The 25091-nt window shown below is 61.3% G+C and carries 21 protein-coding genes and 1 riboswitch; of the genes, 10 read left to right on the top strand and 11 right to left on the bottom strand.

All coding sequences use genetic code 11. The features are described from left to right. Positions 1–128: 128 nt before the first annotated feature. The 6 genes from AB7828_RS11365 to AB7828_RS11340 all read left to right on the top strand — a co-directional run bounded on the left by AB7828_RS11365 (position 129) and on the right by AB7828_RS11340 (position 6332). The gene (locus AB7828_RS11365; protein WP_068735855.1) at positions 129–371 is read left to right on the top strand and encodes a cysteine rich repeat-containing protein; all 243 of its coding nucleotides are present in this window, start codon (positions 129–131) and stop codon (positions 369–371) included. A 231-nt stretch (positions 372–602) separates the two neighbouring features. Further along, positions 603–1484 (top strand): squalene synthase HpnC, encoded by an 882-nt coding sequence (gene hpnC, locus AB7828_RS11360; protein ID WP_441230187.1) that lies wholly within the window; start codon positions 603–605, stop codon positions 1482–1484. Beyond that, positions 1481–2335: a presqualene diphosphate synthase HpnD gene (hpnD, locus tag AB7828_RS11355; RefSeq protein WP_441230186.1), complete on the top strand. Its 855-nt coding sequence runs from the start codon at positions 1481–1483 to the stop codon at positions 2333–2335. The genes hpnC and hpnD overlap by 4 nt, the downstream gene beginning before the upstream one ends. After that, complete coding sequence (gene hpnE, locus AB7828_RS11350; RefSeq protein ID WP_439077754.1) at positions 2335–3585, top strand: hydroxysqualene dehydroxylase HpnE; 1251 nt, start codon at positions 2335–2337, stop codon at positions 3583–3585. The genes hpnD and hpnE overlap by 1 nt, the downstream gene beginning before the upstream one ends. A 54-nt stretch (positions 3586–3639) precedes the next feature. Beyond that, positions 3640–5601, top strand: a complete 1962-nt coding sequence (shc, locus tag AB7828_RS11345) for a squalene--hopene cyclase (protein ID WP_441232230.1) — start codon at positions 3640–3642, stop codon at positions 5599–5601. Next, complete coding sequence (locus AB7828_RS11340) at positions 5598–6332, top strand: phosphorylase (RefSeq protein ID WP_175367948.1); 735 nt, start codon at positions 5598–5600, stop codon at positions 6330–6332. Before shc ends, AB7828_RS11340 begins: the two co-directional genes overlap by 4 nt. A 104-nt stretch (positions 6333–6436) precedes the next feature. Here AB7828_RS11340 and hpnH read toward each other — a convergent pair whose 3' ends face one another. Both hpnH and ispH read right to left on the bottom strand, forming a co-directional pair. Continuing rightward, positions 6437–7606, bottom strand: a complete 1170-nt coding sequence (hpnH, locus tag AB7828_RS11335; protein ID WP_068735862.1) for an adenosyl-hopene transferase HpnH — start codon at positions 7604–7606, stop codon at positions 6437–6439. A 21-nt stretch (positions 7607–7627) separates the two neighbouring features. Continuing rightward, complete coding sequence (gene ispH / locus AB7828_RS11330; RefSeq protein WP_441230185.1) at positions 7628–8593, bottom strand: 4-hydroxy-3-methylbut-2-enyl diphosphate reductase; 966 nt, start codon at positions 8591–8593, stop codon at positions 7628–7630. Between the two features lie 394 nt (positions 8594–8987). Between ispH and AB7828_RS11325 the strand changes: the two genes are divergently transcribed. Further along, entirely contained in the window at positions 8988–11576 is a 2589-nt protein-coding gene (locus tag AB7828_RS11325) for an MMPL family transporter (RefSeq protein WP_441230184.1), read from the top strand. Here the strand turns inward: AB7828_RS11325 and AB7828_RS11320 are convergent. Beyond that, entirely contained in the window at positions 11566–12276 is a 711-nt protein-coding gene (locus AB7828_RS11320; RefSeq protein ID WP_441230183.1) for a DUF2147 domain-containing protein, read from the bottom strand. The two genes, AB7828_RS11325 and AB7828_RS11320, sit on opposite strands and share 11 nt — an antisense overlap. Before the next feature lie 99 nt (positions 12277–12375). Here AB7828_RS11320 and hpnO point away from each other — a divergent pair, with 99 nt between their 5' ends. After that, the gene (gene hpnO, locus AB7828_RS11315; protein ID WP_089265067.1) at positions 12376–13767 is read left to right on the top strand and encodes an aminobacteriohopanetriol synthase HpnO; all 1392 of its coding nucleotides are present in this window, start codon (positions 12376–12378) and stop codon (positions 13765–13767) included. 3 nt (positions 13768–13770) lie between these two features. On the opposite strand, the gene AB7828_RS11310 is transcribed toward hpnO, so the two are convergent. The 5 genes from AB7828_RS11310 to AB7828_RS11290 all read right to left on the bottom strand — a co-directional run bounded on the left by AB7828_RS11310 (position 13771) and on the right by AB7828_RS11290 (position 18152). After that, complete coding sequence (locus AB7828_RS11310) at positions 13771–14523, bottom strand: anti-sigma factor family protein (protein WP_441230182.1); 753 nt, start codon at positions 14521–14523, stop codon at positions 13771–13773. After that, the gene (locus AB7828_RS11305) at positions 14520–15083 is read right to left on the bottom strand and encodes a sigma-70 family RNA polymerase sigma factor (protein ID WP_441230181.1); all 564 of its coding nucleotides are present in this window, start codon (positions 15081–15083) and stop codon (positions 14520–14522) included. Before AB7828_RS11305 ends, AB7828_RS11310 begins: the two co-directional genes overlap by 4 nt. Positions 15084–15162: 79 nt before the next feature. Further along, positions 15163–15492 carry a cupredoxin domain-containing protein gene (locus AB7828_RS11300; RefSeq protein ID WP_441230180.1) on the bottom strand — a complete coding sequence of 110 codons (330 nt, stop codon included), beginning with the start codon at positions 15490–15492 and terminating at the stop codon, positions 15163–15165. A 12-nt stretch (positions 15493–15504) separates the two neighbouring features. Then, a complete protein-coding gene (locus AB7828_RS11295; protein WP_441230179.1) occupies positions 15505–16455 on the bottom strand; it encodes a metallophosphoesterase family protein in 951 nt (316 codons plus the stop codon). A 77-nt stretch (positions 16456–16532) separates the two neighbouring features. Continuing rightward, on the bottom strand, positions 16533–18152 hold the full coding sequence (locus AB7828_RS11290) for a GMC family oxidoreductase (RefSeq protein ID WP_441230178.1): 1620 nt from the start codon (positions 18150–18152) through the stop codon (positions 16533–16535). A 165-nt stretch (positions 18153–18317) separates the two neighbouring features. Between AB7828_RS11290 and AB7828_RS11285 the strand changes: the two genes are divergently transcribed. Then, positions 18318–19490: a M20 aminoacylase family protein gene (locus tag AB7828_RS11285; protein ID WP_093756520.1), complete on the top strand. Its 1173-nt coding sequence runs from the start codon at positions 18318–18320 to the stop codon at positions 19488–19490. 113 nt (positions 19491–19603) lie between these two features. Further along, entirely contained in the window at positions 19604–20101 is a 498-nt protein-coding gene (locus AB7828_RS11280) for a YciE/YciF ferroxidase family protein (protein WP_184518476.1), read from the top strand. 201 nt (positions 20102–20302) lie between these two features. Here AB7828_RS11280 and gcvP read toward each other — a convergent pair whose 3' ends face one another. The 3 genes from gcvP to gcvT form a co-directional block, all read right to left on the bottom strand. Further along, positions 20303–23167 carry an aminomethyl-transferring glycine dehydrogenase gene (gcvP, locus tag AB7828_RS11275; RefSeq protein WP_441230177.1) on the bottom strand — a complete coding sequence of 955 codons (2865 nt, stop codon included), beginning with the start codon at positions 23165–23167 and terminating at the stop codon, positions 20303–20305. A 61-nt stretch (positions 23168–23228) separates the two neighbouring features. Next, the gene (gene gcvH / locus AB7828_RS11270; protein ID WP_116663020.1) at positions 23229–23594 is read right to left on the bottom strand and encodes a glycine cleavage system protein GcvH; all 366 of its coding nucleotides are present in this window, start codon (positions 23592–23594) and stop codon (positions 23229–23231) included. 11 nt (positions 23595–23605) lie between these two features. Further along, a complete protein-coding gene (gene gcvT / locus AB7828_RS11265; protein ID WP_441230176.1) occupies positions 23606–24754 on the bottom strand; it encodes a glycine cleavage system aminomethyltransferase GcvT in 1149 nt (382 codons plus the stop codon). Between the two features lie 141 nt (positions 24755–24895). Further along, a riboswitch (glycine riboswitch) is annotated at positions 24896–24990 on the bottom strand. Between the last annotated feature and the right edge of the window lie 101 nt (positions 24991–25091).

Genomic DNA, 25091 nt, shown 5'->3' with positions numbered 1-25091 from the left:
CTGATTGCATCCATCGCCGCGAATTCGCCGATGTGCCTGAAGATAAAGCCTTCCCGGCGATGCGAATGTTTCAGTTTATGCTATGCACCACACGGGCTGTGATCTCGTCACCATACTGAAGGAAGACAATGCGTAAATTTCTCCTGGTACTGTCCGTGCTTTCCGCATCTGCCTCGACCGGCGCATTGGCCCAGCAAAACCAGCCCCGCAGCGGCACCGACGCGGAGCAGAAGGCCTGCACCCGCGACGTGCAGAAGCTCTGCCGCGCCGTCATGGATCAGGGCGACCTCGTTGTTCTGTCCTGCCTGAAGGAAAACCGCCCCAAGATCAGCAAGGCCTGCAACGACGTGCTGGTCAGCCACGGCCAATAACCCCGCCCCAATGCGAGATTCCGGGCTCGTGGCGCCGTTTTGGTCTCGCCGCGAGCCCGCCAAGACGTGATCCGGCCCGGCACTGGCTGCGGCCGAAAGTGGCATATTGGCATTGGTCTCACGGGCCAATTTGCCCTATATGGGGGCTCGCGGCCGACCCCGCCTGCCGGTATTACCGGACCTTGGCGGCCCCCGAGCCACCCTGTTCAAATCCAACGTAGCCAGTTCTGGATGACCCCTGCGAGCGAACTGCGATCCGGCAAGACCGATCGTGACGAGAATTTTCCTGTCGCGTCGTGGATTATCCATCCGCGCCACCGGGCGCTGATTCTTGCCTTCTATAATTTCGTCCGGACCGCAGACGACATTGCCGATCACGCGCTGCTCGATGCGCCTGCAAAACTGGCCCTGCTCGACGAGCTGGAGGCCGACCTGCTCGGTCAGGGTGACGGCCAGGCCGAAGCCGTTGTCCTGCGCGAGGCGCTCCAGATGCGCGAGATGCCCCCGCGTCATGCGCTCGACGTCCTGACAGCCTTCCGGATGGACGTGACCAAGCTGCGCTACGCCGACTGGGATGAGCTCATTCATTATTGTTCGTTCTCGGCGATGCCGGTCGGACGTTTCATGCTCGACGTGCACGGCGAAAGCAAAGCCACCTGGCCGGCGTCGGATGCGCTGTGCGCGGCCTTGCAGATCAACAATCACCTGCAGGATTGCGGCAACGACTATCGCGATCTCGATCGGGTCTACATTCCGCAGGACACGCTGGACCGGCACGGCGCCTCGGTGGAAGATCTCAAGCAGGCGAAGGCGTCGCCGGCGCTGCTGGCCTGTATTCGCGAGCTGGTCGCCAAGACCGAGACCCTGATGCATGAGAGCGAGACACTGACGGTCCATATCGCCGACGTCCGGCTGGGCTGTGATGTCGCCGTCATCGAGACCTTTGCCTGGCAGATCCTGAAGATGCTGAAGACGCGCGATCCGCTGAGTGAGAAGGTTCATCTCTCGAAGACCAGCATGGCAGGCTACGCGCTGGCCGGCATTGCCGGCGGACTGTGGCGCCGCGCCACCACCAGCGCGCCGATGCCTCGTTCGACGACGCCGGGCGCATGAACCAGATGACAAGCCAGGTGAATAATAGCGAATCTCAGAGCGAGGTTCAGGGCGTTGCTGCCGGCAGTTCGTTCTATGCCGCGATGCGCATTCTGCCGCGCGCCCAGCGCGATGCGATGTTCCAGATCTACAGCTTCTGCCGTCAGGTTGACGATATCGCGGATTCCGCTGGTCCGCGCGACGTCAGGCTCGCTGACATGCAGCAGTGGCGCGCAGATATCGATGCGCTCTATGCAGGTAATCCGCCGGCGCGGGTGCGCGACTATGTCGGGCCGATCAAGCAGTTCGGCATGCGCAAGGAGGATTTCATCGCCGTCATCGACGGCATGGAGATGGATATCCCTGCAGATATCCGTGCGCCCGATGACGCAACGCTCGATCTGTATTGCGATCGTGTTGCCAGTGCCGTCGGCCGCCTGTCGGTGAAGGTGTTCGGCATGCCGGACGAAGATGGCATTCTGCTTGCGCATCATCTCGGTCGTGCGCTGCAGATCACCAATATCCTGCGCGATATCGACGAAGACGCCGGTATCGGTCGTCTCTATCTGCCGCGTGAGCTGCTCTATCACGCCGGCATCACGTCGAGCGATCCCGACGTGGTGCGCGCCAGCCCGGCATTGCCGAAGGTCTGTGCGCCGCTGGTGAAGCGGGCGCAGGCGCATTTCGAAAAGTCCGACGAGATCATGGCGCGTAACAAGCGCCGCATGGTGCGCGCGCCGCGGATCATGTCGAAATATTATCACGCCATCCTGGAATTGCTGGTGGCGCGCGGCTTTGCTTTGCCGCGCGACCCCGTTCGTCTCGGCAAGGCCTCCAAGATAGCGATCCTGCTGCGATACGCGATCATCTGATGCAAAAGACCGCTCATATCATTGGTGCCGGCGTTTCCGGCCTGTCGGCCGCCGTGCGTCTCGTCAATGCCGGCTTCAAGGTCCACGTCCATGAGGCGACGCAGCAGGCCGGTGGCCGCTGCCGGTCGTATTTCGACGCGCAGACCCAGCTCCAGATCGACAACGGCAACCACCTGGTTCTGTCGGGCAACAGCCATGTCGTCGCTTATGCAAAGTCGATCGGCACCGAAGCCGGGCTCGTTGGTCCGCAGCGGGCACAATTCGCATTTGCCGATGCCAAGACTGGCAAGCGCTGGCAGCTCGATCTCGGCGATGGCAAGATCCCGACATGGTTGTTCGACAAGACGCGCCGCGTCCCGGACACATCAGTCGCCGATTATCTTGCGCTGTCGCCGCTGATCTGGTCATCGAATAGTCGCCTGGTCGGCGATGCCATTCGCTGTGAAGGCGTCCTCTACGATCGTCTGGTACAGCCACTGTTGCTGGCCGCGCTCAATGTCGATCCGCCGGAAGGTTCGGCTGGTCTGGCCGGCGCCATCGTGCGCGAAACGCTGCTGGCAGGCGGCCAAGCGTGCCGCCCGTTGATCGCGCGCGCTGGTCTTAGCGATGTTCTGGTCGAGCCTGCGATCGAATTGCTGCGCGCCAAGGGCGCCGGCGTTCATTTTGGCCATGAGCTGCGCGGTTACACCATGAGTGGTGATCGCGTCACCGAGCTGAAGTTTGGCGCTGAAGACGTCATCACGCTTAGCGCGGACGATGTCGTCGTGATGGCGGTTCCGCCATGGGCCGCGAAGTCGCTATTGCCTGGTGTGAAGACGCCGACCGAATTCCGCGCGATCGTGAATGCGCATTTCAATTATGTTCCGCCAGCAGGCCACGCGCCGCTGATTGGCGTTGTCGGCGGTGTGGTGGAATGGCTGTTTGCTTTCCACAATCGCCTGTCGATCACGATCAGCAATGGCGATCGTTTCGTGAACACACCGCGCGAACAGTTTGCGCAACAGATCTGGGACGAGATCTGCAAGATTTCGAATATCCAGGCGCCGCTGCCCGCCTGGCAGATCGTGCGCGAGCGCCGTGCTACTTTTGCGGCTACGCCTGCCCAAGATGCCCTGCGTCCGGGCACGCGCACCGATTTCAAGAACCTGTTTCTTGCAGGCGATTGGACCGATACCGGTCTGCCGGCGACTATTGAGGGATCGGTGCGGTCGGGTGACCGCGCGGCCGATCTCGTTCTGGCGATGCGCTGACCGTTGCGCAGCCAGACGATCATTCACGACGACTACGGAGATATGGCGAGCGAGATGCATTCGGTCAGTCCAGAGATCACAATTCAAAACGCGGCGCTCGAGACGAGCATCGCTTCGGCGAAGCAGGGCCTGCTGAAGTTCCGGCAGCCTGACGGCCATTGGGTATTTGAGCTCGAAGCCGACGGCACGATCCCGTCAGAATACGTGTTGTTGCGGCACTACCTCGGCGAGCCCGTCGATGCCGAGCTTGAAGGCAAGATCGCCAACTATCTGCGCCGCACCCAGGGCAAGCATGGCGGTTGGGCGCTGGTACAGGACGGCGACTTCGACATGAGCGCCAGCGTGAAAGTGTATTTCGCGCTGAAGATGATCGGCGATTCGACCGACGCGCCGCATATGGTCCGCGCCCGCGAAGCAATCCTCTCGCGCGGCGGCGCTGTCAACGTCAACGTCTTCACGCGCTTCCTGCTCGCGATGTTCGGCATCCTCTCATGGCGCGCCACTCCTGTGCTGCCGGTCGAGATCATGCTGCTGCCGATGTGGTTTCCGTTCCACCTCAACAAGATGTCCTACTGGGCGCGCACCACGATCGTGCCGCTCATGGTGCTCGCAGCGCTGAAGCCGCGTGCGCAGAACAAGAAGGGCGTCGGCATCGACGAGTTGTTCCTGGAAGATCCATCCAGGATCGGTGGCATTAAACGCGCGCCGCATCAGAGTCGCGCGATGTTCGCCTTCTTCACCGGTATCGATATTCTGCTCCGCGCCGCCGAACCGTATTTCCCAAAGAAACTCCGCGCCCATTCGATCGCGAAAGCCGTCGAGTTCTGCGAGGAGCGCCTGAACGGCGAGGATGGTCTCGGTGCGATCTATCCGCCGATGGCCAATATGGTCATGATGTATGAAGTGCTCGGCTTCCCCGCCGACTATCCGCCCCGCGCCATCCAGCGCCGCGGTATCGACAAACTTCTGATTGTCGGTGAGGTCGAAGCCTATTGCCAGCCTTGCGTATCGCCAGTGTGGGACACCGCGCTGACCGCGCATGCGATGCTGGAGACCGGCGGCGATGAAGCGTTCGGTCCGGCGAAAGAAGGGCTCGACTGGCTGGCGACGAAGCAGGTGCTCGACGTGAAGGGCGACTGGGCGGTGAAGCGGCCGGACCTGCGTCCGGGCGGCTGGGCGTTCCAGTACAACAACGCGTATTACCCGGATCTCGACGACACGGCCGTGGTGATGATGGCGATGGACCGCGCGCGCCGTCAGACCGGCGGCAAGGAATACGACGTTGCGCTCGATCGCGGCCGGGAGTGGATCCTGGGCATGCAGAGCAGCGACGGCGGCTTCGCAGCGTTCGAGGTCGATAACCTCGAATACTACCTCAACAACATCCCGTTCTCGGACCATGGCGCACTGCTCGATCCGCCGACGGAGGACGTCACCGCGCGCTGCGTCTCGATGCTGGCGCAGCTTGGCGACACGGTCGAGACCTCGAAGCCGCTGGCAGACGGTGTGGAATATCTGCGCCGTACCCAGCTCGCGGAGGGCTCCTGGTATGGCCGCTGGGGCCTGAACTACATCTACGGCACCTGGTCGGTGCTGTGTGCGCTGAATGCTGTTGGCATTGACCACCAGGACCCGGCGTTCCGCAAGGCGGTGGCCTGGCTGCTGTCGATCCAGAACGAGGACGGCGGCTGGGGCGAAGATGCGGTCAGCTACCGACTCGACTACAAGGGATTCGAGGCGGCCCCGAGCACGTCGTCGCAAACGGCATGGGCTTTGCTTGCCCTGATGGCGGCAGGCGAGGTCGATAATCCGGCTGTCGCCCGTGGAACGCGGTACCTGATGGACACACAGACGGAAAAAGGACTCTGGGACGAGGCCCGTTACACGGCTACCGGCTTCCCCCGCGTGTTTTATCTGCGTTATCATGGCTACTCGAAATTCTTCCCGCTCTGGGCGTTGGCGCGGTTCCGGAATTTGAAGAGCACCAACAGCAAGACCGTAGGGGTTGGGATGTGATTTTGGGCGATGGGGGCATTTCGACCGCGGGCGATACAACCGACCCGCGGCCGGTATTGATCGTCACGGGGCTGGTCCAGGAAGCGAAGATCGCTGCCGGGCCGGGAATGACCGTCATTTGCAGCTCAAGCGACCCCGTCCAGCTCCGCAGCCTGCTGGCTGACTTCGACCCCACGACCATCCGCGGCGTCATCAGCTTCGGCGTCGCCGGCGGCCTCGATCCCGATCTCAAATCAGGCGCTGTCGTTGTGGCCACGGAAGTGGTAGCCGGCAACAGCCGTTGGTCAGCGTCTGAGGTCCTTAGCGACGAACTGATCGCCGGTGCTGGCGTCGGCCGCCAGAAGGTGTTTCGCGGTGGTCTGGTTGGTGTCGAGAAGGTCGTGACAGGGCAGGCCGGCAAGGCCGCACTGCGCTCGGAATTCGGCGCCGCTGCCGTCGATATGGAAAGCCACATCGCCGCGGAATTTGCCGCCATGGCCGGACTGCCGTTCGCCGCACTGCGCGTCGTCAGCGATCCCGCCCATCGCGCCCTGCCGGAAATCGCCACCACTGCGATCAAACCCAATGGTGATGTCGATCTGCGCAAGGTGCTGCGCGGCATCGCCCGCAATCCGCTGGTGATTCGGGCGCTGGTTTCGACCGGGCGCGACTTCAATCGCGCGCTACGCAGCCTGCGCGACTGCCGCAGCTATCTGCTGGGTCACACCAATCTGGTTTCCGCGGACGTCTGAGCGCTGCTCTGGCGGTGTTTGCCGGGCGTCTCGCGAATTCAATCTTTCAAAGAAAAAGGGCGCGATTTGCATCGCGCCCTTTTTTATATTCAGCTCGAAATCGCTCAGGCGGCGGTCGAAGCCTTCTGGGCCTTTTCCTCGGCCTTTGCGGCAGCGGCGACAGCTTCTTCCTTGCGGATGTCCGACAGGCGCTTCTGAACTTCCGACGAGAACACGTACTGTGCCGGACGCTGCTTGGTAAGGTCGATTTCCGGCGCCATCGGACCCGACGTTTTCACGCCGCGCATCGCCACCCACATGGCCTTGAACGGGTTGCTGATGGCTTCGTCCGCGGCGGTCGGCTCGTAGCCGCAATGGGCCATACAGTCGGCGCACTTCTCGTACTTGCCGGTGCCGTAGGTGTCCCAATCGGTGGTGTCCATCAATTCCTTGAAGGTCTTGGTGTAGCCTTCACCGAGCAGGTAGCAGGGCTTCTGCCAGCCGAAGATGTTGCGCGCGGGCATGCCCCACGGCTTGCACTCGTATTCCTGGTTGCCGGCGAGGAAGTCCAGGAACAGGCCGGAATGCATGATGTTCCACTTCTTGCCCTTGCCGAGCGCAAAGACGTCGCGGAACAGTTTCTTGGTCTTGGTGCGGTTCAGGAAGTGCTCCTGATCCGGTGCACGCTCATAAGCGTAGCCCGGCGACATCGAGACGCCGACGCCGAGCTCCACGGTGTAGTCGAGGAACTTGGCGATGTCCTCGGCGGCATGGCCGTCGAAGATGGTCGCGTTGACGTTGACGGCGAAGCCCTTGGCCTTGGCGGCCTTGATCGCGGAGACGGCGCGGTCGAACACGCCTTCCTGCGACACGGCCTTGTCGTGATGATCCTTGAGGCCGTCGAGATGCACCGAGAAGAACAGGTAGGGCGATGGGGTGAACAGGTCGAGCTTCTTCTCGAGCAGCAGCGCGTTGGTGCAGAGCGAGACGAACTTCTTGCGCTCGACCAGGCCGCGCACGATCTCGCCGATTTCTTTGTGGATCAGCGGCTCGCCGCCAGGGATCGCAACCATCGGCGCGCCGCACTCATCGGCGGCATCCCAGCATTCCTGCGCCGACATGCGGCGGTTGAGGATAGCGTTCGGATAGTCGATCTTGCCACAGCCGACACAGGCCAGGTTGCAGCGGAAAAGTGGCTCCAGCATCAGCACCAGCGGATAGCGCTTCTGGCCAGTCAGCTTCTTCTTCAACAGATAGGAGCCGATCTTCATTTCTTTAAAAAACGGAATGGCCATTTCGAATTTTCTCTCTGCGCATCACATCGTGACGAAGGTGGATCGAACCGCGGTCAGTTCGGCGGGTAGCTTGAATTCGATATTCTCTTCACGTCCGGGCAACACCGACACCGCAACCGGTCCGATCCGCCGTAAGGTCTCGATCACGTCATCTACAAGCACTTCTGGCGCGGATGCGCCAGCCGTGATGCCTACGGCACGCGCATCCTTCAACCAGGCGGGGTTGAGTTCGCTGCCATCGGCAATGAGGTAACTTGCGACACCGACTTCGGTGCCGATTTCGCGTAACCGGTTCGAGTTGGAACTGTTGGTCGCCCCGACGACCAGGATGACGTCCACAAGTTTGCTGAGGTCTCTTACCGCAGATTGGCGGTTTTGTGTTGCATAGCAGATATCGCGGGTATCGGGGCCCTCAATGTCACTGAAACGCTGTTCCAGGGCCAAAATGATGTTCTTGGTGTCATCCACGCTAAGGGTCGTCTGGGTGATATAGGCGACCGGTTCCTGCGGTGGCAGCGTCAGTGCCTTGACGTCCTCAACGCTCTGAACAAGGTAAACCGGGCCGGGCACCTGTCCCATGGTACCGTCGACCTCCGGATGGCCTGCGTGGCCGATCAGGATGACCTTACGGCCCTTGGACATGTACCGCTTGCCCTGGTTGTGGACCTTGGTGACAAGCGGACAAGTTGCATCCAGAACAGGCAGGCCACGGGTTGCCGCTTCTTCCTCGACGCTTCTGGCGACACCATGGGCGCTGAAGACGGTCATGGCATTCGGAGGTACTTCGGAGAGTTCCTCGACGAAAATGGCGCCCTTGGCCTTCAGGCTCTCGACCACGTATTTGTTATGGACGATCTCATGGCGGACATAGACCGGCGCCCCGTAGCGCTCGAGAGCACGCTCGACGATCTCGATGGCACGCACGACGCCCGCGCAGAAGCCGCGCGGCTGAGCCAGAAAGATTTCAAGGGGACGACGATCAAGCACGTGGTACAAAGTCCATAATCGATTCCGGTATAATCCTTAATTCTGTACCACAATCAGGCACATATCCAGCCCAGCTGGATATTTGAGCCGTTCTGTGTGACAAAAATCACTCAGTATGCAATCACGAACCGAAAACGTGGTTTGCGACAACTGGCCGGGTTGCGGTAATATCTTGCGGTTGCGCCCCAAGAACCTGAAAACTCTCACTTGTTCGTCACTTTACGGCGCGACGAGGCGTCGCTAACACGGCCGTTGCTACGGTGATCAGCACGTTTTATGCCATCCCATCACATTGCTGAAAGCAAAGCGCATCCAATGCGAAAGTAATGGTTTGCGGAACACTCCTACGTGAACTGCATTCTTTGCGAGCCCTGCCCAAATAGAAAGAAAAAGCGTGCTGACAAGAGTTGTCGTCTCGATCGTGAACTTCTGCACCCGGTTTGCCCTGCCGGTGGTGCTCGCTTGTGTGCTTCTTTCGATTGGCGCGAGCTATTACACGGCGAAGAATTTCTCGATCAATACAGACATCAACAAGCTGATCTCGCCCAATCTCGATTGGCGTCAGCGCGACATTGCCTTCGACAAGGCGTTCGACCAGGAGCGTCTGATCATCGCGGTGGTTGAGGCGCCCACACCTGAATTCGCCAATGCCGCAGCCAATGCGATGGAAGCGAAGCTGGTGACCAACAAGACGGATTTCGACTCGGTTCGCCGATTGGATGGCGGAGCGTTCTTCGAGAAGAACGGCTTGCTGTTCCTGCCGACCAAGGAAGTTGCGCAACTGACGGGCCAGTTCCAGCAGGCTGCTCCCCTGATCGAAATCATGGCCGGCGACCCCAGTCTGCGCGGTCTCACCGGCGCGCTGGAGACCGGTCTTACCGGCATTCGCCGCGGGCAGCTTCAGCTCGACGCTGCAGCGCCGACCTTCAACGCCGTTTCGCAAACCATCGAGGACGTGCTGAAAAACGGCAAGGGCACCTTCTCATGGCGGGGGCTGGTCAGCGACAAGCCTCTGACGGATGGCGACAAGCGTGGCTTCATCGAAATCAAGCCTATCCTCGACTTCAACGCGCTTGAGCCCGGCAAGACCGCGACAGATGCGATCCGGCAGGCTGCCATCGACCTGAACATCGCCGGCGAATACGGCGCACGCGTGCGGTTGACCGGCCCGGTCCCCATCGCAAACGAGGAATTCTCCACCGTGCAGGATGGAGCCATCGTCAACGGGATCGGTACGGTTTTGATCGTGCTGGTCATCCTCTGGATGGCGCTGCACTCGGCCAAGATCATCGGTGCCGTGTTCGCAACGCTATTCGTGGGCCTCGCCACAACGACCGCCGTCGGTCTCATGATGGTGGGTTCGCTGAACCTGCTGTCGATTGCATTTGCCGTGTTGTTCGTCGGCTTGGGTGTCGATTTCGGCATCCAGTTCAGCGTGCGTTACCGCTCCGAGCGTTACAAGAACGACAACCTGCCGCTGGCTTTGACGAAGGCCGCCGAATATTGCGCCGTGCCGCTGTCGCTCGCCGCTTTCGCAACGGCTGCCGGCTTTCTGTCGTTCCTGCCGACCGATTACAAAGGCGTGTCTGAACTCGGCAAGATCGCCGGCGCCGGCATGATGATCGCGTTCCTGACCAGCATCACCGTTCTGCCGGCATTGCTCGACCTCTTGAATCCCGCGGGCGAAAAGGAGCCCGTCGGTTATGCGTTCCTGGCACCTGTCGACCGTTTCCTGGAAGAGAAGCGCTTCTGGATTATCGGCATCACATTGGCGCTCACGATCGCCGGTCTGCCGTTGCTCTACTTCCTGAAGTTCGACTTCAATCCGATCAACCTGCGCAATCCGAACGTCGAGTCGATCGCGACTTTCCTCGATCTGCGCAAGGATCCGAACACCGGGGCCAATGCCGTCAACATCATGGCGCCGAACGAGGCCGCTGCGAAACAGGTTGAAGAGCGTCTCTCGAAGGTCCCGGAAGTGGCTCGTACGATTTCGCTCGGCAGCTTCGTGCCTGAGGATCAGCCCGCCAAGCTGAAGGCGATCCAGGAGGGTGCGAAGATTCTCGAGCCGGTTTTGAACCCTGAGTCGATCGACAAGGCGCCAACCGATGCGGAAAATGTCACTTCTCTGAAGGACTCCGCGGCGAGCCTGCGCAAACTTGCGGGAACGCAGACCAGTCCCGGCGCCGTCGCCGCCAAGCGTCTGGCGGATGCATTGGCCAAGACCGCTGATGCTAGCCAGCCTGTGCGCGATCAGGTGCAGGCGACCTTTGTGGTGCCGCTTAAGCTCGCGCTGGGGCAATTGCGTAATCTGATGCAGGCGAGCCCGATCAGTTTGCAGACCTTGCCGCCCGAACTGGTGAATTCGTGGAAGACCAAGGATGGCCAGATCCGCGTCGAGGCGCAGCCCAACGGCGATCCGAATGATAACGACACGTTGCGCCAGTTCGCCGACGCCGTGCTGAAGTCCGAGCCGCTTGCCGTCGGTGGTCCAATCTCGATCCTGAAGTCGGGCGACACCATTGTGACCGCCTTCATTCATGCGGGCATCTGGGCGCTGCTTTCGATCTCGTTGTTGCTGTGGCTGGCTTTGCGGCGCATCAGCGACGTGCTGCTGACTATCGTTCCCTTGCTAGTGGCGGGAACGGTTACGCTGGAGATCTGTGTGTTGATCGGCTTGCCGCTGAACTTCGCCAACATCATCGCGCTGCCGTTGCTGCTCGGCGTCGGCGTGGCGTTCAAGATCTACTATGTGACGGCGTGGCGGGCAGGCTACAAGAACCTGCTGCAGTCATCACTGACACGCGCGATTTTCTTTAGCGCGCTGACGACTGCCACGGCGTTCGGCAGCCTGTGGCTGTCGAACCATCCAGGCACCGCGAGCATGGGTAAACTGCTCGCGATGTCCTTTGTCGTGACGCTGGCGGCCGTGCTGCTATTCCAGCCGGCTCTCATGGGTAAGCCGCGCGAGACTAGTGAGTGACCTTGTTGATCTCGGGCAGCAGGCAGATATCGCCGATATCGGCCGGCTGTCCCGGCGCCGTTGCTGCAGCGGTTTTCTGACCGGCTGGAGCGGTGGCCTTGGGTGCACCAGCCGCAGGAGCCGGTGCAGCCTTGGGTGCAGCAGCAGAAGCCGTCGGAGTAGCCGCTGGGGCCATCTTGCCGCCGGTGGCAGCGCCCGCCTTGGGCAGGGCACCCTTGGCGGTGAGGTTCGAGGGGCTCGACGGAATCGACGGGCCTACGCGCGTCCAGGTCTGACCGCCGCACAGGAAACCAAGGACGCATCCTTCGATTTCAAGTTCGTCAGCAGTATCACCGAGCCTGATCGTCGATTTATAGAATTTTCCGTCCTTGGCATTGTAGACCTGACCCGCCCATTTGTCGTTTGCGGCATTCTTTTTCATGTCCAGCAATGTCACGATGCCCAGAGTGGGGCGCGCCTTCTTGGTGGCATCGGGATTGTTCTTGTCGATCCCGCCGGGGGTCTTTTCCCAGGCTACGGCCCCCCACATACTGCCACCGCATTCAGCAACACGAATATGCGCGACGCCGTCCTCGACCTTCCAATCGCCGGTCGGATCAGCTGCAAATGCGGGAGCCAGCCCTGCCGAAAACAAGCCTGCCGAAAAAAGGATTCCGCAATATGTAAGAGTACGCGTAGTAATGCGTGGGCGCTGCAACATGTTTAGACCTATGCTTAAGTAGCGGTTCTCGGCGAAGTCAAATCGCCGCATTTACGGTTTTCAGTTGACGAAGCGACCATCAACCGACGTATGTAACTCATGGTATATCCGAATCTAGACGTTTCCGAGATGTTTGTTGAACGGGAGGCGCAGCGTAGCTCGATGCATACGCGCCATCTTAATGAACAGCTCGTTCGAGTCCTCAAGACCATCGGATATGACGTTGGCTTTCAGCGAGGCATCGGCCAGTATTTGTTCGACCGGGACGGCGCCCGTTATCTCGATCTACTGAGCGGATTTGGCGTTTTTGCGATTGGCCGGAACCATCCGGTGATGCGGAATGCGCTCAAAAGCGTGCTCGACGCCGACATGCCCAATTTGGTGCAAATGGATGTTTCCACACTCGCAGGTATCCTCTCAGAGAAGCTGCTGGAAAACGTCCCCTATATGGACAAGGTGTTTTTCGCGAACTCGGGCGCGGAAACCGTCGAGGCGGCGATCAAATTTGCTCGCAATGCGACCGGCCGCGACGGGATCGTATATTGCGATCACGCCTATCACGGACTGACCTATGGCGCGCTGTCGCTGACCGACGACACCAATTTCCGCACCGGCTTCGGTCCACTGCTCTCGGGCTGCACCACGGTGCCGTTCAACGACCTCGAAGCGCTGGAGAAGGCGCTGTCGTCGAAACAGGTCGCGGGCTTCATCGTCGAGCCGATCCAGGGCAAGGGCGTCAACCTGCCCACCGATGAATTCCTCTCGGGCGCCGCTGCGCTGTGCCGCAAATACGGCACGCTGTTCATCGCCGATGAAATCCAGACCGGCCTCGGACGCACCGGAAAATTTCTGGCGATCGAGCACTGGAATGTCGAACCCGACATGATCCTTCTCGCAAAGGCCTTGTCGGGAGGTCATGTTCCTGTTGGCGCGCTGCTGACGCGAAAAAGCATCTTCGACAAGATCTTCAACCGGATGGATCGCTCGCTGGTCCATGGTTCGACCTTCGGCAAGAACGATCTGGCGATGGCCGCCGGTATCGCCACGCTGGAGATCATGAAGCATGAGAAGCTGGTCGAGAACGCGGCCAAGCGTGGTGCCGAATTGCGGCTCGCTCTGCAGAACATGATTCCCGAATTCGAGCTTCTGAAGGAAGTACGCGGTAAGGGCCTGATGATCGGTGTCGAATTCGGCCCGCCGAAGTCGCTGCGCCTCAAGGCATCGTGGAACATCTTGGAGTCGGCCAGCAAAGGCCTGTTCTGCCAGTTGATCACCGTACCACTGTTCAAGGAGCAGAAGATCCTGACCCAGGTCTCCGGACACGGCAGTCACACGATCAAGCTGCTGCCGCCGCTGGTGGTCACCGAGGACGATGGAAAGTGGATCGAGAACTCGTTCCGTACGGTGATCGCCGATAGCCATAAGGTTCCTGGTGCGATCTGGTCGCTCGGCAAGACGCTGGTCGACAACGCCGTGCGGAAGTCAGCCTAGGTTTCAGCTCGCCCCCGTTGCAAGTTCAACCTTGCTGCCGAAATCAGCAAGTTCATCGGCGTTCAAATCGCTGACCGCCCAGTAGGTCAGGCCGCGCTCGCTCCAGTAGCGAATGTTGAAGCCCTGAACGGTCTCGATCCTGGCCGCGCGTGATTCTGCATTTGTCGTCTGTGCAACGAACAGATTGATCACATGGGTGCGCCGCCGATAGACGATGGCACCGATCGTTCGTCCATTGACATAATCAAGCCGCCCGCCGATGAGCGTGAAACCTTGCGCGGTGAGATCGACAACCGGCGGCGCCACGTCAAGCCGACCGTTGAACCAGGGCTTCACCGTGTGCTGATCGGTGGAGAGCACATCGGTGAGGTGTCCGGCCTGCAGCGCGCGCAGATGCGCCGACACCACCTCCGAAAGAATGCGCTGCTCGTCTTCATGGCGAAGTACGACGACGACGAGGCCGGTCGCAGCTAAAGCGGACAACACCGATCCCATCGCGAAGCCTTTCAGCACGGCGCGACGATTTGGCGTGTGAGCCTTGGGGAGCGCCGCCTCGATGCGCTGGCGTAGCTGTGGAGGCGCCGTAAAATGCAGATCGCTGGTGGCCATTGCGGATCGCATGTCGCGATAGGCGTTCAGTTGAGCAGCGCAGCGCTGGCACGTGGCAATGTGCGCCTCGACCTCAAGGACATGCCCGGCGTCGAGCTCGTCATCGAGCAATGCGTGAAGAAGAATCTCGGCCTCGTCGCAGGTCATTTGTGCGGCTCCTCTTCAGCGATCCATGCGATCCGGAGCATCGCGCGTGCGCGGGCGAGGCGTGACATCACGGTGCCGATGGGTGCGCCGACGATGTCGGAAATCTCGCGATAAGACAGGCTTAGCATTTCTCGCAGCACGAGGATTTCCCTGAACGGTTCGGCAAGCGTGCTCACAAGACGTTGGATCGTCGTGGCATCGCGACGTCGAAGCAATTCGGCTTCCGGTGAAGCTTCTGCCTCATGCCAGAGCGGCGGCGCTTCCTGCGACTCTGCCTCGGCGATTTCGGCGATCGCGGTTGGTGAGTTCATGCGACGGGCGAACTCCGCATGGCAGATATTGCGCAGGATGGCGAACAGCCATGGTTTGATTGCAGGGCCACGATAGCTGTCGAAATGTTTCAGCGCGCGCAGATAGCATTCCTGGACGGCGTCTTCGGCGGCGTCGGCATCGCGCAGCAGATAGCGGGCCAGCGTATAGACGTCGTCGAGGCATGGCAGCGCGGCGTCGCGAAAACGGCGCGTCCTTTCGCCATCGTCGTCAGCTCCGTGCGCTGGCATCGACTTGTCCTTGCCGGCCGATGCCCGGCTGCCGGGTTTCCAGAGGCCGGGCATCGTTGTGATGCCTTGGTTTTGGCGGTTACTCAACCTTGATCATCCCCGTCATATGCCGATGCAGCGAGCAAAAATACGCGTAGTCACCTGGTGACGTGAACGTGAAGGAATAGCTGTCGTCATTGTCGAGCGTTTTCGACCTGAATTTTCCGGCTGAGACCACGGCGTGCGGGATGTCGTCTCGGTTCTTCCAGGTGACGGTCGTGCCGACCTTGATGGTGAGCCGCGCCGGCTCGAAGGTGAAGTTGTCGATCATCACCGCGAGGTCTTCGCACCGCGCCGCTGTCATGCAAGCGGTCATGACGGCAAGAACGGCGACACGGACGCAGATGTTGCGTAAGGCGACGGATGTCATGTTGCGATGCCCTCAGCCTTGCAACGGGGTATCGATGATGGCGAGGCGTTCATCGCCGGGTTTGAAGATGATGCTGGCGATGCCCAGCGGGCCGCGTAATTTGTCGTCGGCCACCTTCATGGGGCCGGGTGAGGGCGCTGTCCCCGGTGCCGGTTGTGGAAACGCAGTAGAGCGTGCGGTGTGGAACGTGACGTTGCCTTCCACTTTCTGCATCACCTGATGGATATGGCCGTTCAGCACCGTGACCGAACCGAAGCCCTTGAGGTAGTCCAGCGCGCGCGCACCGTCTTCGGTGCCCCATCCCCAGGTCGGATAAACGGTCCAGAGTGGAATATGCGCAAACACCACGATAGGTGTCGATTTTGATCGGCCGCGAAGATCGTCTTCCAGCCACGCGAGTTGTTCGGCGCCGAGGTTTCCAAGTCCGCCCGCTTTGAGATCGACGACGTTCACAAGCCCGATGAAGTGTACGCCGCTTGCGTCGAAGGAATACCAGCCGGAGCCCTTGGTCCCACGTCCGTAGCGCTCGCGGTAGAGCTTGACCTCCTCGTCGATGAAATCATGTTCTCCCGGAACGTAATGCACATCGAGCCGCGCCTGCGAGATGATGCGGTCGGCATCGTCGAATTCGGAGGCCTTGGAGAGGTGGCTGATATCGCCGGTATGGATCATAAACGACGGCTTCACCGGCATGGCTTTGATCCGGCCGATGGCTTCCTCGAGCGTGCCGATGGCATTGGGATTGGCGGGCTTGTCGAAGCCAATATGGCTGTCGCTAATCTGCAGGAACGTCAGGCCGGTGGGCTCTGCCGCTTGTGCCGAATCAATCAGCCCAAGGGCGTGCGGAACGCCGCCGGCGATGCTCCAGAGCACACCTGTGCCAACCCACGTCATGCATTCCAATACCTTTCGACGGCTAAGTCTCGGGTCGTCCTGGGAATGATCGTGATCGAATGCACTCATCGCCAATCTCCATCGCCCTGAATTGGGCTGTAGGGACTGGATCGGAGATGGCGGATGTTTATTCCCGCGAAATGAGGTTATCGCGAATCCGTGATGATCATCGACGCGCCTTTTTCCGCGATCATTGCGGTCGGCGTGTTGGTATTGCCTGACGTGATCGTTGGCATGACCGAGGCGTCCACGACGCGCAATCCGGCGATCCCGTAAAAGCGCAGCCGTTCGTCCACCACGGCCATCCGGTCCGAGGCCGTGCCCATTTTCGCGGTCCCGACGGGATGGAAGATGGTGGTGCCAATATCGCCGGCGGCCTTGGCCAGCGATGCCGCATCGTCGCCAACCGATGGCCCCGGCAGATATTCTTCGGGACGATAAGGCGCCAGCGCGCTTTGCTTCATCAGTCTGCGCGTCACGCGGATTGCATCGGCGGCAACCTGACGGTCGTCGTCCGTCGAGAGGTAGTGAGGGGCGATGGCCGGGGCGTCATCGGGCTTCGCCGAGCGCAGTTTGATTTCGCCGCGCGATGTGGGCTGCAGATTGCAGGCAGCAATGGTGATCGCCGGAAAGCGATGCAGTGGATCGCCGAATTTGTCGAGTGAAAGCGGCTGCACGTGGAACTGGATATTGGCGCGTTCGCGATGGGCGTCGGAGCGCGTGAAGATGCCAAGCTGCGATGGCGCCATCGTCAAAGGCCCGCGGCGGCGGAACAGGTAGTCGATGCCCATCCAGCCACGGCGGAACAGATTGTAGTAGGTCTCATTCAGTGTGCGCACGCCGGAGACCTTGTAGATCGCACGCTGCTGCAGGTGGTCCTGCAGGTTGCGACCGACGCCCTGACGGTCAAGCGTGACGTCGACGCCAGCGGCGGACAGCCACTCCGCGGGTCCGATGCCGGAGCGCTGTAACAGATGCGGTGAGCCGACCGCGCCAGCACACAGGATGACTTCGCCCTTGGCACGTGCCTCCATCTCCTGGCCGTTCTGGATGAAACGCACGCCGACCGCGCGGCCGTTTTCGACGATCAGGCGATCGACCATCACCTTGGTTTCAAGCCGCAGGTTCGGGCGGTGCAGTGCGGGCTTGAGAAAGCCGCGAGCCGACGACCAGCGCCGACCGCGCTTCTGGTTGACGTGAAAATAGCCGATGCCTTCGTTGTCGCCGGTGTTGAAATCGGCGGTCTTGCGAATGCCCATTTCGGCCGCAGCATTGCCGACGGCGTCGAGCACTTCCCACGACAGCCGTGGTTCTTCGATGCGCCAGCCGCCGCCTGCGCCGTGATGTTCGCTGGCCCCAAGGAAATGATCTTCCAATGTCTTGAACGCCGGGAGCACATCGTCATAGCCCCAGCCATTGAGGCCGAGCTGGCGCCAGTGATCGTAGTCGGCCGCCTGGCCGCGCATCGAGATCATGGCATTGATCGCGGAGGAGCCACCGATCACCTTGCCGCGCGGATAGGCCAGCGCGCGGCCATTGAGGCCGGGCTCCGGCTCGGTGCGAAACATCCAGTCGGAGCGGGGATTGCCGATGGCAAAGAGGTAGCCCACCGGAATGTGAAACCAGATCCAGTTGTCGTTGCCGCCGGCCTCCAGGATGAGGACGCGCTTGCTGGGATCTGCCGAAAGGCGATTGGCGACGATGCAACCGGCGGTACCCGCACCAACTACGATATAATCGAAATCACCCTCGAACCGTGTCGTCATCGTTTCCCTGCCGCATCCGTTTCACGGTCTCACCTGCCGTGCCGAAAGGGATTAACGAGGCGGCGGGCGTCTGTACAGCGTGTGATGGGGCCGGTGGGGTGGGCCGTTGGCACGCGACATGCTAGACAAGGATATCGCCGTTCCACCGCATCGAGACCTTGACCCATGCCCATCATCAATCGTGTCGCCGATCTGCAACCGGAAATCATGGCCTGGCGCCGTGACCTGCATGCCCATCCCGAGCTGATGTATGACGTGCACCGGACCGCGGGTTTCGTGGCGGAGCGGTTGAAGGAGTTCGGTTGCGACGAAGTTGTGACGGGCTTGGGACGGACCGGTGTCGTCGGCGTCATCAGGGGCCGCAAGCCGGCCTCGGGCGAGCACAAGGTCATCGGGCTGCGCGCCGACATGGACGCGCTGCCGATCGAGGAAGAGACCAATCTGCCTTACGCCTCGAAGACCCCCGGCAAGATGCATGCCTGCGGTCACGATGGCCACACGTCCATGCTCCTGGGAGCGGCGCAATATCTCGCCGAAACACGCAATTTCGCGGGCGATGCCGTCGTCATCTTCCAGCCGGCCGAAGAGGGCGGTGCGGGCGCGGCGGCGATGATCAAGGACGGCCTGATGGACCGTTTCAAGATCGATCAGGTCTATGGCATGCACAACAATCCCGGCATGCCGGTCGGCTCCTTCGCGCTGCGTCCGGGTCCGATCATGGCGGCGATGGACCGCATCTCGATCCAGATCGAGGGCAAGGGCGGCCATGCCGCCTATCCGCACAAGACCATCGATTCCGTGCTGGTCGGCTCGCAGCTCGTGATGGCGCTGCAGACGATCGTTTCCCGTACCGTCAATCCCCTGGAATCCGCGGTGCTGTCGATCTGTGAATTCCATGCCGGGCATGCCAGCAACGTCATCCCGGCTACCGCTGAACTGCGCGGCACCGTGCGGACGTTGAACGCCGAGGTGCGTGATCTCATGGAGAAGCGCATGAACGAGGTGGTCAACGGCGTCGCGCTGCAGACCGGCGCGAAGATCGTGCTCGACTATGACCGCGGCTATCCCGTGGTGGTCAACCATCGCGCAGAGACCGACATGGCGGTGCGGGTCGCAAGCGAAATCTCCGGGGCTGAGAAGGTCAATATCGACATGCCGCCGGTGATGGGCGCCGAAGACTTCGCCTATATGCTGGAAGCGCGCCCCGGCGCCTTCATCTTCTGCGGAAACGGCGACAGCGCCGGGCTGCACCACCCCGCCTATAATTTCAACGACGACGCCATCGTCTACGGCACGTCCTATTGGGTGAAGCTGGTGGAGACCACGCTGGCGGCCTGACAGCGGGCGTCCACGCAATGATTTTTAATAGTTGCGTCACAACCTCAGGAACAAGACACAACAGGTGACGTTGAGCCGCGGGAAACAACCCCTGGCTTAACGGAGTGCGCGTCATGGCGACCAAAGACAAAGACCTCAACGATCTCTTTCTCGATACGCTCAAGGATATCTACTTCGCCGAGAAGCAGATCCTGAAAGCCCTGCCGAAGATGGCCAAGGCCGCAACCTCAGACAAACTGCGCGCCGCTTTCGAAAAGCACCACGACGAAACCGAAGGTCAGGTCGAGCGGCTGGAACAGATCTTCGAACTGCTCGACAAGCCCGCCCGCGGCAAGACCTGCGATGCCATCATGGGTATCCTCGACGAAGGCAAGGAGATCATGGACGAGTACAAGGGCACGAGTTCGCTCGATGCTGGCCTGCTTGCTGCGGCACAGGCTGTCGAACACTATGAGATCTCGCGCTATGGCACCTTGAAGACCTGGGCTACGGAACTCGGCATGAAGGACGCGGTGCGGCTACTCGACGAGACGCTCAATCAGGAAAAGAAGACCGATGAGTCATTGTCGGTGCTGGCGAAATCGGCAGTCAATCTGGCTGCTGCGGCGTAGACTAATTTGCATCGGTGGCGCTTGCTTAACCTCTCCCCGCTCTGCGCGGGGAGAGGTCGCCGCGTCTTCGCGGCGGGTGAGGGGCATGGCAAGGTGCTCACCTCGACTACACAATTCGCGGATCGCAAGAGCCCCTCACCCCAGCCCTCTCCCCGCAAGAGCGGGGCGAGGGTGCTTGAGGTCGTCGCTTGGCGTTGAACTTTACTCTGCGGCCTGTGCGTAGTCTTCCATCGGCGGACACGAACAGACGAGGTTGCGATCACCATAGACGTTGTCGACGCGGCCGACCGGGCACCAGTATTTGTCGGTGCGTGAGGTCCCAGCCGGGAAGCAGCCTTCGGCGCGTGTATAAACGCGCTTCCAGTCGTCATCCGCGATATCGTGCACTGTATGCGGTGCATGACGCAGCGGCGACGCCTCGACGTTCCAGCGGCCACTCTCGATATCCGTGATCTCCTTGCGGATCGCGATCATCGCGTCACAGAACCGATCGAGTTCGAGTTTCGATTCCGATTCCGTCGGCTCGATCATCAGCGTTCCCACGACAGGAAAGCTCATGGTCGGCGCGTGGAAACCGTAGTCGATCAGGCGCTTGGCGATGTCGTCGACGGTGACGCCGGCGGACGTCTTGAATGCGCGCGGATCGATGATGCATTCATGCGCCACGCGTCCCTTTTCGTTGCGATACAGCACCGGGAAATGCGGATGCAGCCGTGTGGCAATGTAGTTCGCATTGAGGATCGCAAGCTCGGTGGCCGAGGTGAGACCCGCGCCGCCCATCATCAGGATGTAAATGTAGGAGATGGTCAGGATCGACGCCGAACCGTAGGGCGCGGCCGAGACCGGCCCCACCGGCACATCGCCGTTGGCCGAGGGATGACCGGGCAGGTAGGGCGCCAGATGCGCCTTGACGCCGATCGGGCCCATGCCGGGGCCGCCGCCGCCATGCGGGATGCAGAACGTCTTGTGCAGGTTGAGATGGCTCACGTCTGCGCCGTAGTCACCGGGCCGCGACAGGCCGACCTGCGCATTCATGTTGGCGCCGTCGAGATAGACCTGACCGCCATTGGCGTGGACGATCTCGCAGATCTCCCGAATATGCTCCTCGAACACGCCGTGGGTCGACGGATAGGTGATCATGATTGCCGCGAGATTGGCAGCGTGTTTCTCGGCCTTGATGCGCAGGTCGTTGACGTCCACGTCACCGCGCTTGTCGCAGGCGACGACAACCACATCCATATTGACCATGCTGGCCGAGGCAGGATTGGTGCCGTGTGCCGATGACGGGATCAGGCAGATATTGCGATGGCCGTCGCCGCGCGCCGCGTGATAGGCGCGGATCGCGAGCAGGCCGGCATATTCGCCTTGCGCGCCGGAATTGGGCTGCAGCGATACAGCGTCGTAGCCGGTGATGTCGCACAGCCACTTTTCCAGTGTTGCGAAAAGCTGGTGATACCCGGCGGCCTGTTCGCGGGGCACGAACGGATGCAGCGAGCCCCAAGCGGGCCAGGTCAACGGCATCATCTCTGTGGTGGCGTTCAGCTTCATGGTGCAGGAACCGAGCGGGATCATCGCGCGGTCGAGCGCCAGGTCGCGGTCCGAGAGCTTCCGCATGTAACGGAGGAGTTCGGTCTCGGAGCGGTGGCTGTGGAAGACGGGATGAGTGAGGAAGGCCGAGCTGCGCTTCAGCGAGGCGGGCAGGGCGTCGCTGACGCCATGCTCGACGTCTGAATAGCCAAGCTTGCCGCCGAAGGCGCGCCAGATCGCTTCGACGGTTTCCGGCGTCGTGGTTTCATCGAGCGCGATGCCGATCGTGCCGTCACCGATGCGGAGATTGATCTTCTCGGCCTGGGCTGCGGCAATGATGCCGTCGCGCTTGTCACCGACGGTCACGGTCAGCGTATCGAAGAACGCTTCGCTCTCAGGCGCGAAGCCGAGCTTCTTGAGGCCGGCGGCCAGCACCAGTGTGCGGCGATGCACCGTGCGGGCGATGTGTTTGAGGCCCTCGGGGCCATGATAGACCGCATACATCGACGCGATGACGGCGAGCAGTACCTGCGCGGTGCAGATATTCGACGTCGCCTTTTCGCGGCGGATATGCTGTTCGCGGGTCTGTAGCGCCAGACGATAGGCGGGCTCGCCGCGGGAATCGATGGAGAGGCCGACGAGCCGGCCCGGGATCGAGCGCTTGATCGCGTCGCGCACCGACATGTAGCCCGCATGCGGACCGCCATAGCCCATCGGCACGCCGAAGCGCTGCGCCGAGCCGATCGCGATGTCCGCGCCGAGTTCGCCTGGCGAGGCCAAAAGCGTCAGCGCCAGCAGGTCGGCGGCGACGAGGGCGAGCGCGCCCTTCGCTTTAAGGGCGGCGATGGCCGGCTTGAAATCGCGCACGATACCCGTCGTGCCGGGATATTGCAGGATCGCGCCGAAAACATCGGCTTTGTCGAGGTCAGTGAGCGGATTGCCGATCTGAAGCTTCCAGCCGAGCGGCTCGGCGCGGGTGCGCAGCACCGCGAGGGTCTGCGGATGAACTTCATGATCGACGAAGAAGGTTTTGGTCTGAACGTTTGAGGCACGCTCGGCCAGTGCCATGGCTTCCGCAGCGGCGGTCGCTTCATCGAGTAGCGACGCATTGGCGACGTCGAGGCCGGTGAGATCGCAGATCATGGTCTGGAAATTGAACAGCGCCTCGAGTCGGCCCTGACTGATCTCCGGCTGATACGGCGTATAGGCCGTGTACCAGGCCGGGTTCTCCAGGATGTTGCGCTGGATCACCGTCGGCAGAACCGTGCCGGAATAGCCCTGGCCGATCAGCGACGTGAACACCGCGTTCTTGGCCGCCATCTCGGTCATATGCGCCAGCGCCTCGGTTTCGCTGAGCGCGCGGCCGAGATCGAGCGGCGTCTTCTGGCGAATTGAGGCAGGGAGCGTCTCGCCCATCAGTGCGGACAGGCTTTTCGCGCCGACCGTTTCAAGCATCACACGAATATCGGCTTGCGAAGGGCCGATATGGCGGCGGACGAAATCGGTAGCGACGTCGCCGGAAGATTTGTTCAGGGTCATCTGTTGTTCCTCGAACGAATTTCAGAAGCTCGTCGTGCCCGGCATTCGCCGGGCATGACGACTAGGCGGTGTGGGCTTTGTAGGCGTCGGCATCCATCAGGCCTTCGAGCTCGCTCTTGTCAGCGAGTTTGAGCTTGAAGAACCACGCCTTGCCGTCGGCATCGGAATTCACCAGCGCAGGCTCGGCGGCGAGCGCGTCGTTGATCTCGACAACCTCGCCGGTGATCGGCGCATAGACGTCGGAGGCGGCCTTGACCGATTCGACCACGGCGGCGGCTTCGGCCTTCTTCAGTGCGCGGCCGACTTTGGGCAGTTCGACGAACACGACGTCGCCGAGCTGCGACTGTGCGTAATCGGTGATGCCGACAGTGACGACGTCGCCGTCAATCAGGAGCCATTCGTGGTCTTCGGTGTACAGGGTGGTCATGGATCAGTTCCTCAACGCTTGTAGCTGTGGGGGACGAAGGGCATGGGTGACACTTTCATCGGCATGCGCTGGCCGCGAAGCTCGGCATAGACGGTGGCTCCGTCGGCTGCCTGCGCGCTGGGCAGATAGCCCATTGCAATTGGCGCGCCGAGACTGGGGCCGAAGCCGCCCGAGGTGACGCTGCCGATCGATTCGGTGGAGGTCGCATCCGCGAACAGCAGCACACCTTCGCGCACTGGCGCGCGGCCTTCCGGCAGCAGACCGATGCGCTTGCGCGGTGCGCCGCCATCGAGCTGCGTCAGGATCTTGTCGCTGCCGAGAAAACCGCCGGCGCGGGCGCCGCCGGTGCGGCGGCTCTTCTGGATCGACCAGTTCAACCCGCCTTCGATGGGCGTGGTCGTCGTGTCGATGTCATGGCCGTAGAGGCAAAGCCCGGCTTCGAGACGCAGACTGTCGCGGGCGCCGAGGCCAATCGGCAGCACGTCGGGATGGTCGAGCAGGGCAGAGGTCAGCGCTTCGGCCTGATCGTTCGGGATCGAGATCTCGTAGCCGTCTTCACCCGTATAGCCGGAGCGCGAGACGAAACAGGCGATGCCGTTCACCTGATGCGGGCCCGCATCCATGAACTTCATCGCCGGCGCTTCCGGGCAGAATTTTGCCAGCACATCCGCGGCCTTTGGCCCTTGCAGGGCGATCAGTGCACGGTCGGGCAGGGTTTCGATAATGCAGCTGTCCGAGAGATGCGCGCGCAGATGCGCCTCGTCTTCATCCTTGCAGGCAGCGTTGACCACGAGAAACAAATGATCGCCGAAATTCGCCACCATCAGGTCGTCGAGAATGCCGCCGGCCTCATTGGTGAACTGGGCATAACGCTGGCGCCCCGGTGCCAGCGCCAGAATGTCCATCGGCACCAGCTTTTCGAGCGCCAAGGCCGCATCTTCGAGTTTGCCGGACTTCGCCCGCAACGTTAGCTGGCCCATATGGGAAACATCGAAAAGGCCGGCCGCAGCACGGGTGTGGAGATGCTCCTTCAGCACGCCGGTGGCGTATTGCACCGGCATGTCATAGCCGGCGAAGGGCACCATCTTGCCGCCACGGGCGACGTGGAGGGCGTGCAGCGGCGTTTGTTTCAAAGTTGAGGGTTTATCGGTCGCTAGCATGTTGACGGGTCCTCGCGGTTCCCCGGGACCATTCCCGGAGTGCCTGTACGAGCCCCATCTGTCGCTGTGCCTGAGAGTATTATCCCGTCGGCGGACGCCATCGGCCCATTCGGGCTCAAAGGCATCTCTTTCCAGATGCTAACCTGTCACGCGGTCCTTTTGCCTGAGAGTTTCCGGGGCGGTTGCTCCTTCGGCGCCGGCCCAAATGGGGGCCGGTCTCTCCCGACGTGACGTCTTTCAACGCCGGCACAAGAGCATGCGTTCCCTGAATCTGTCAACGCGGTTCCGGCACCTATCAACGGCCCTGTGCTGCTGCGGCAAGCCCCTGATCCGCTTG

It is taken from the genome of Tardiphaga sp. 215_C5_N2_1 (genome assembly GCF_052076055.1).
GTDB classification, from domain to species: Bacteria; Pseudomonadota; Alphaproteobacteria; order Rhizobiales; family Xanthobacteraceae; genus Tardiphaga; species Tardiphaga robiniae.
Note: the sequence above shows the minus strand (reverse complement) of the source record. Positions and strands in the feature narration are given on the sequence as shown.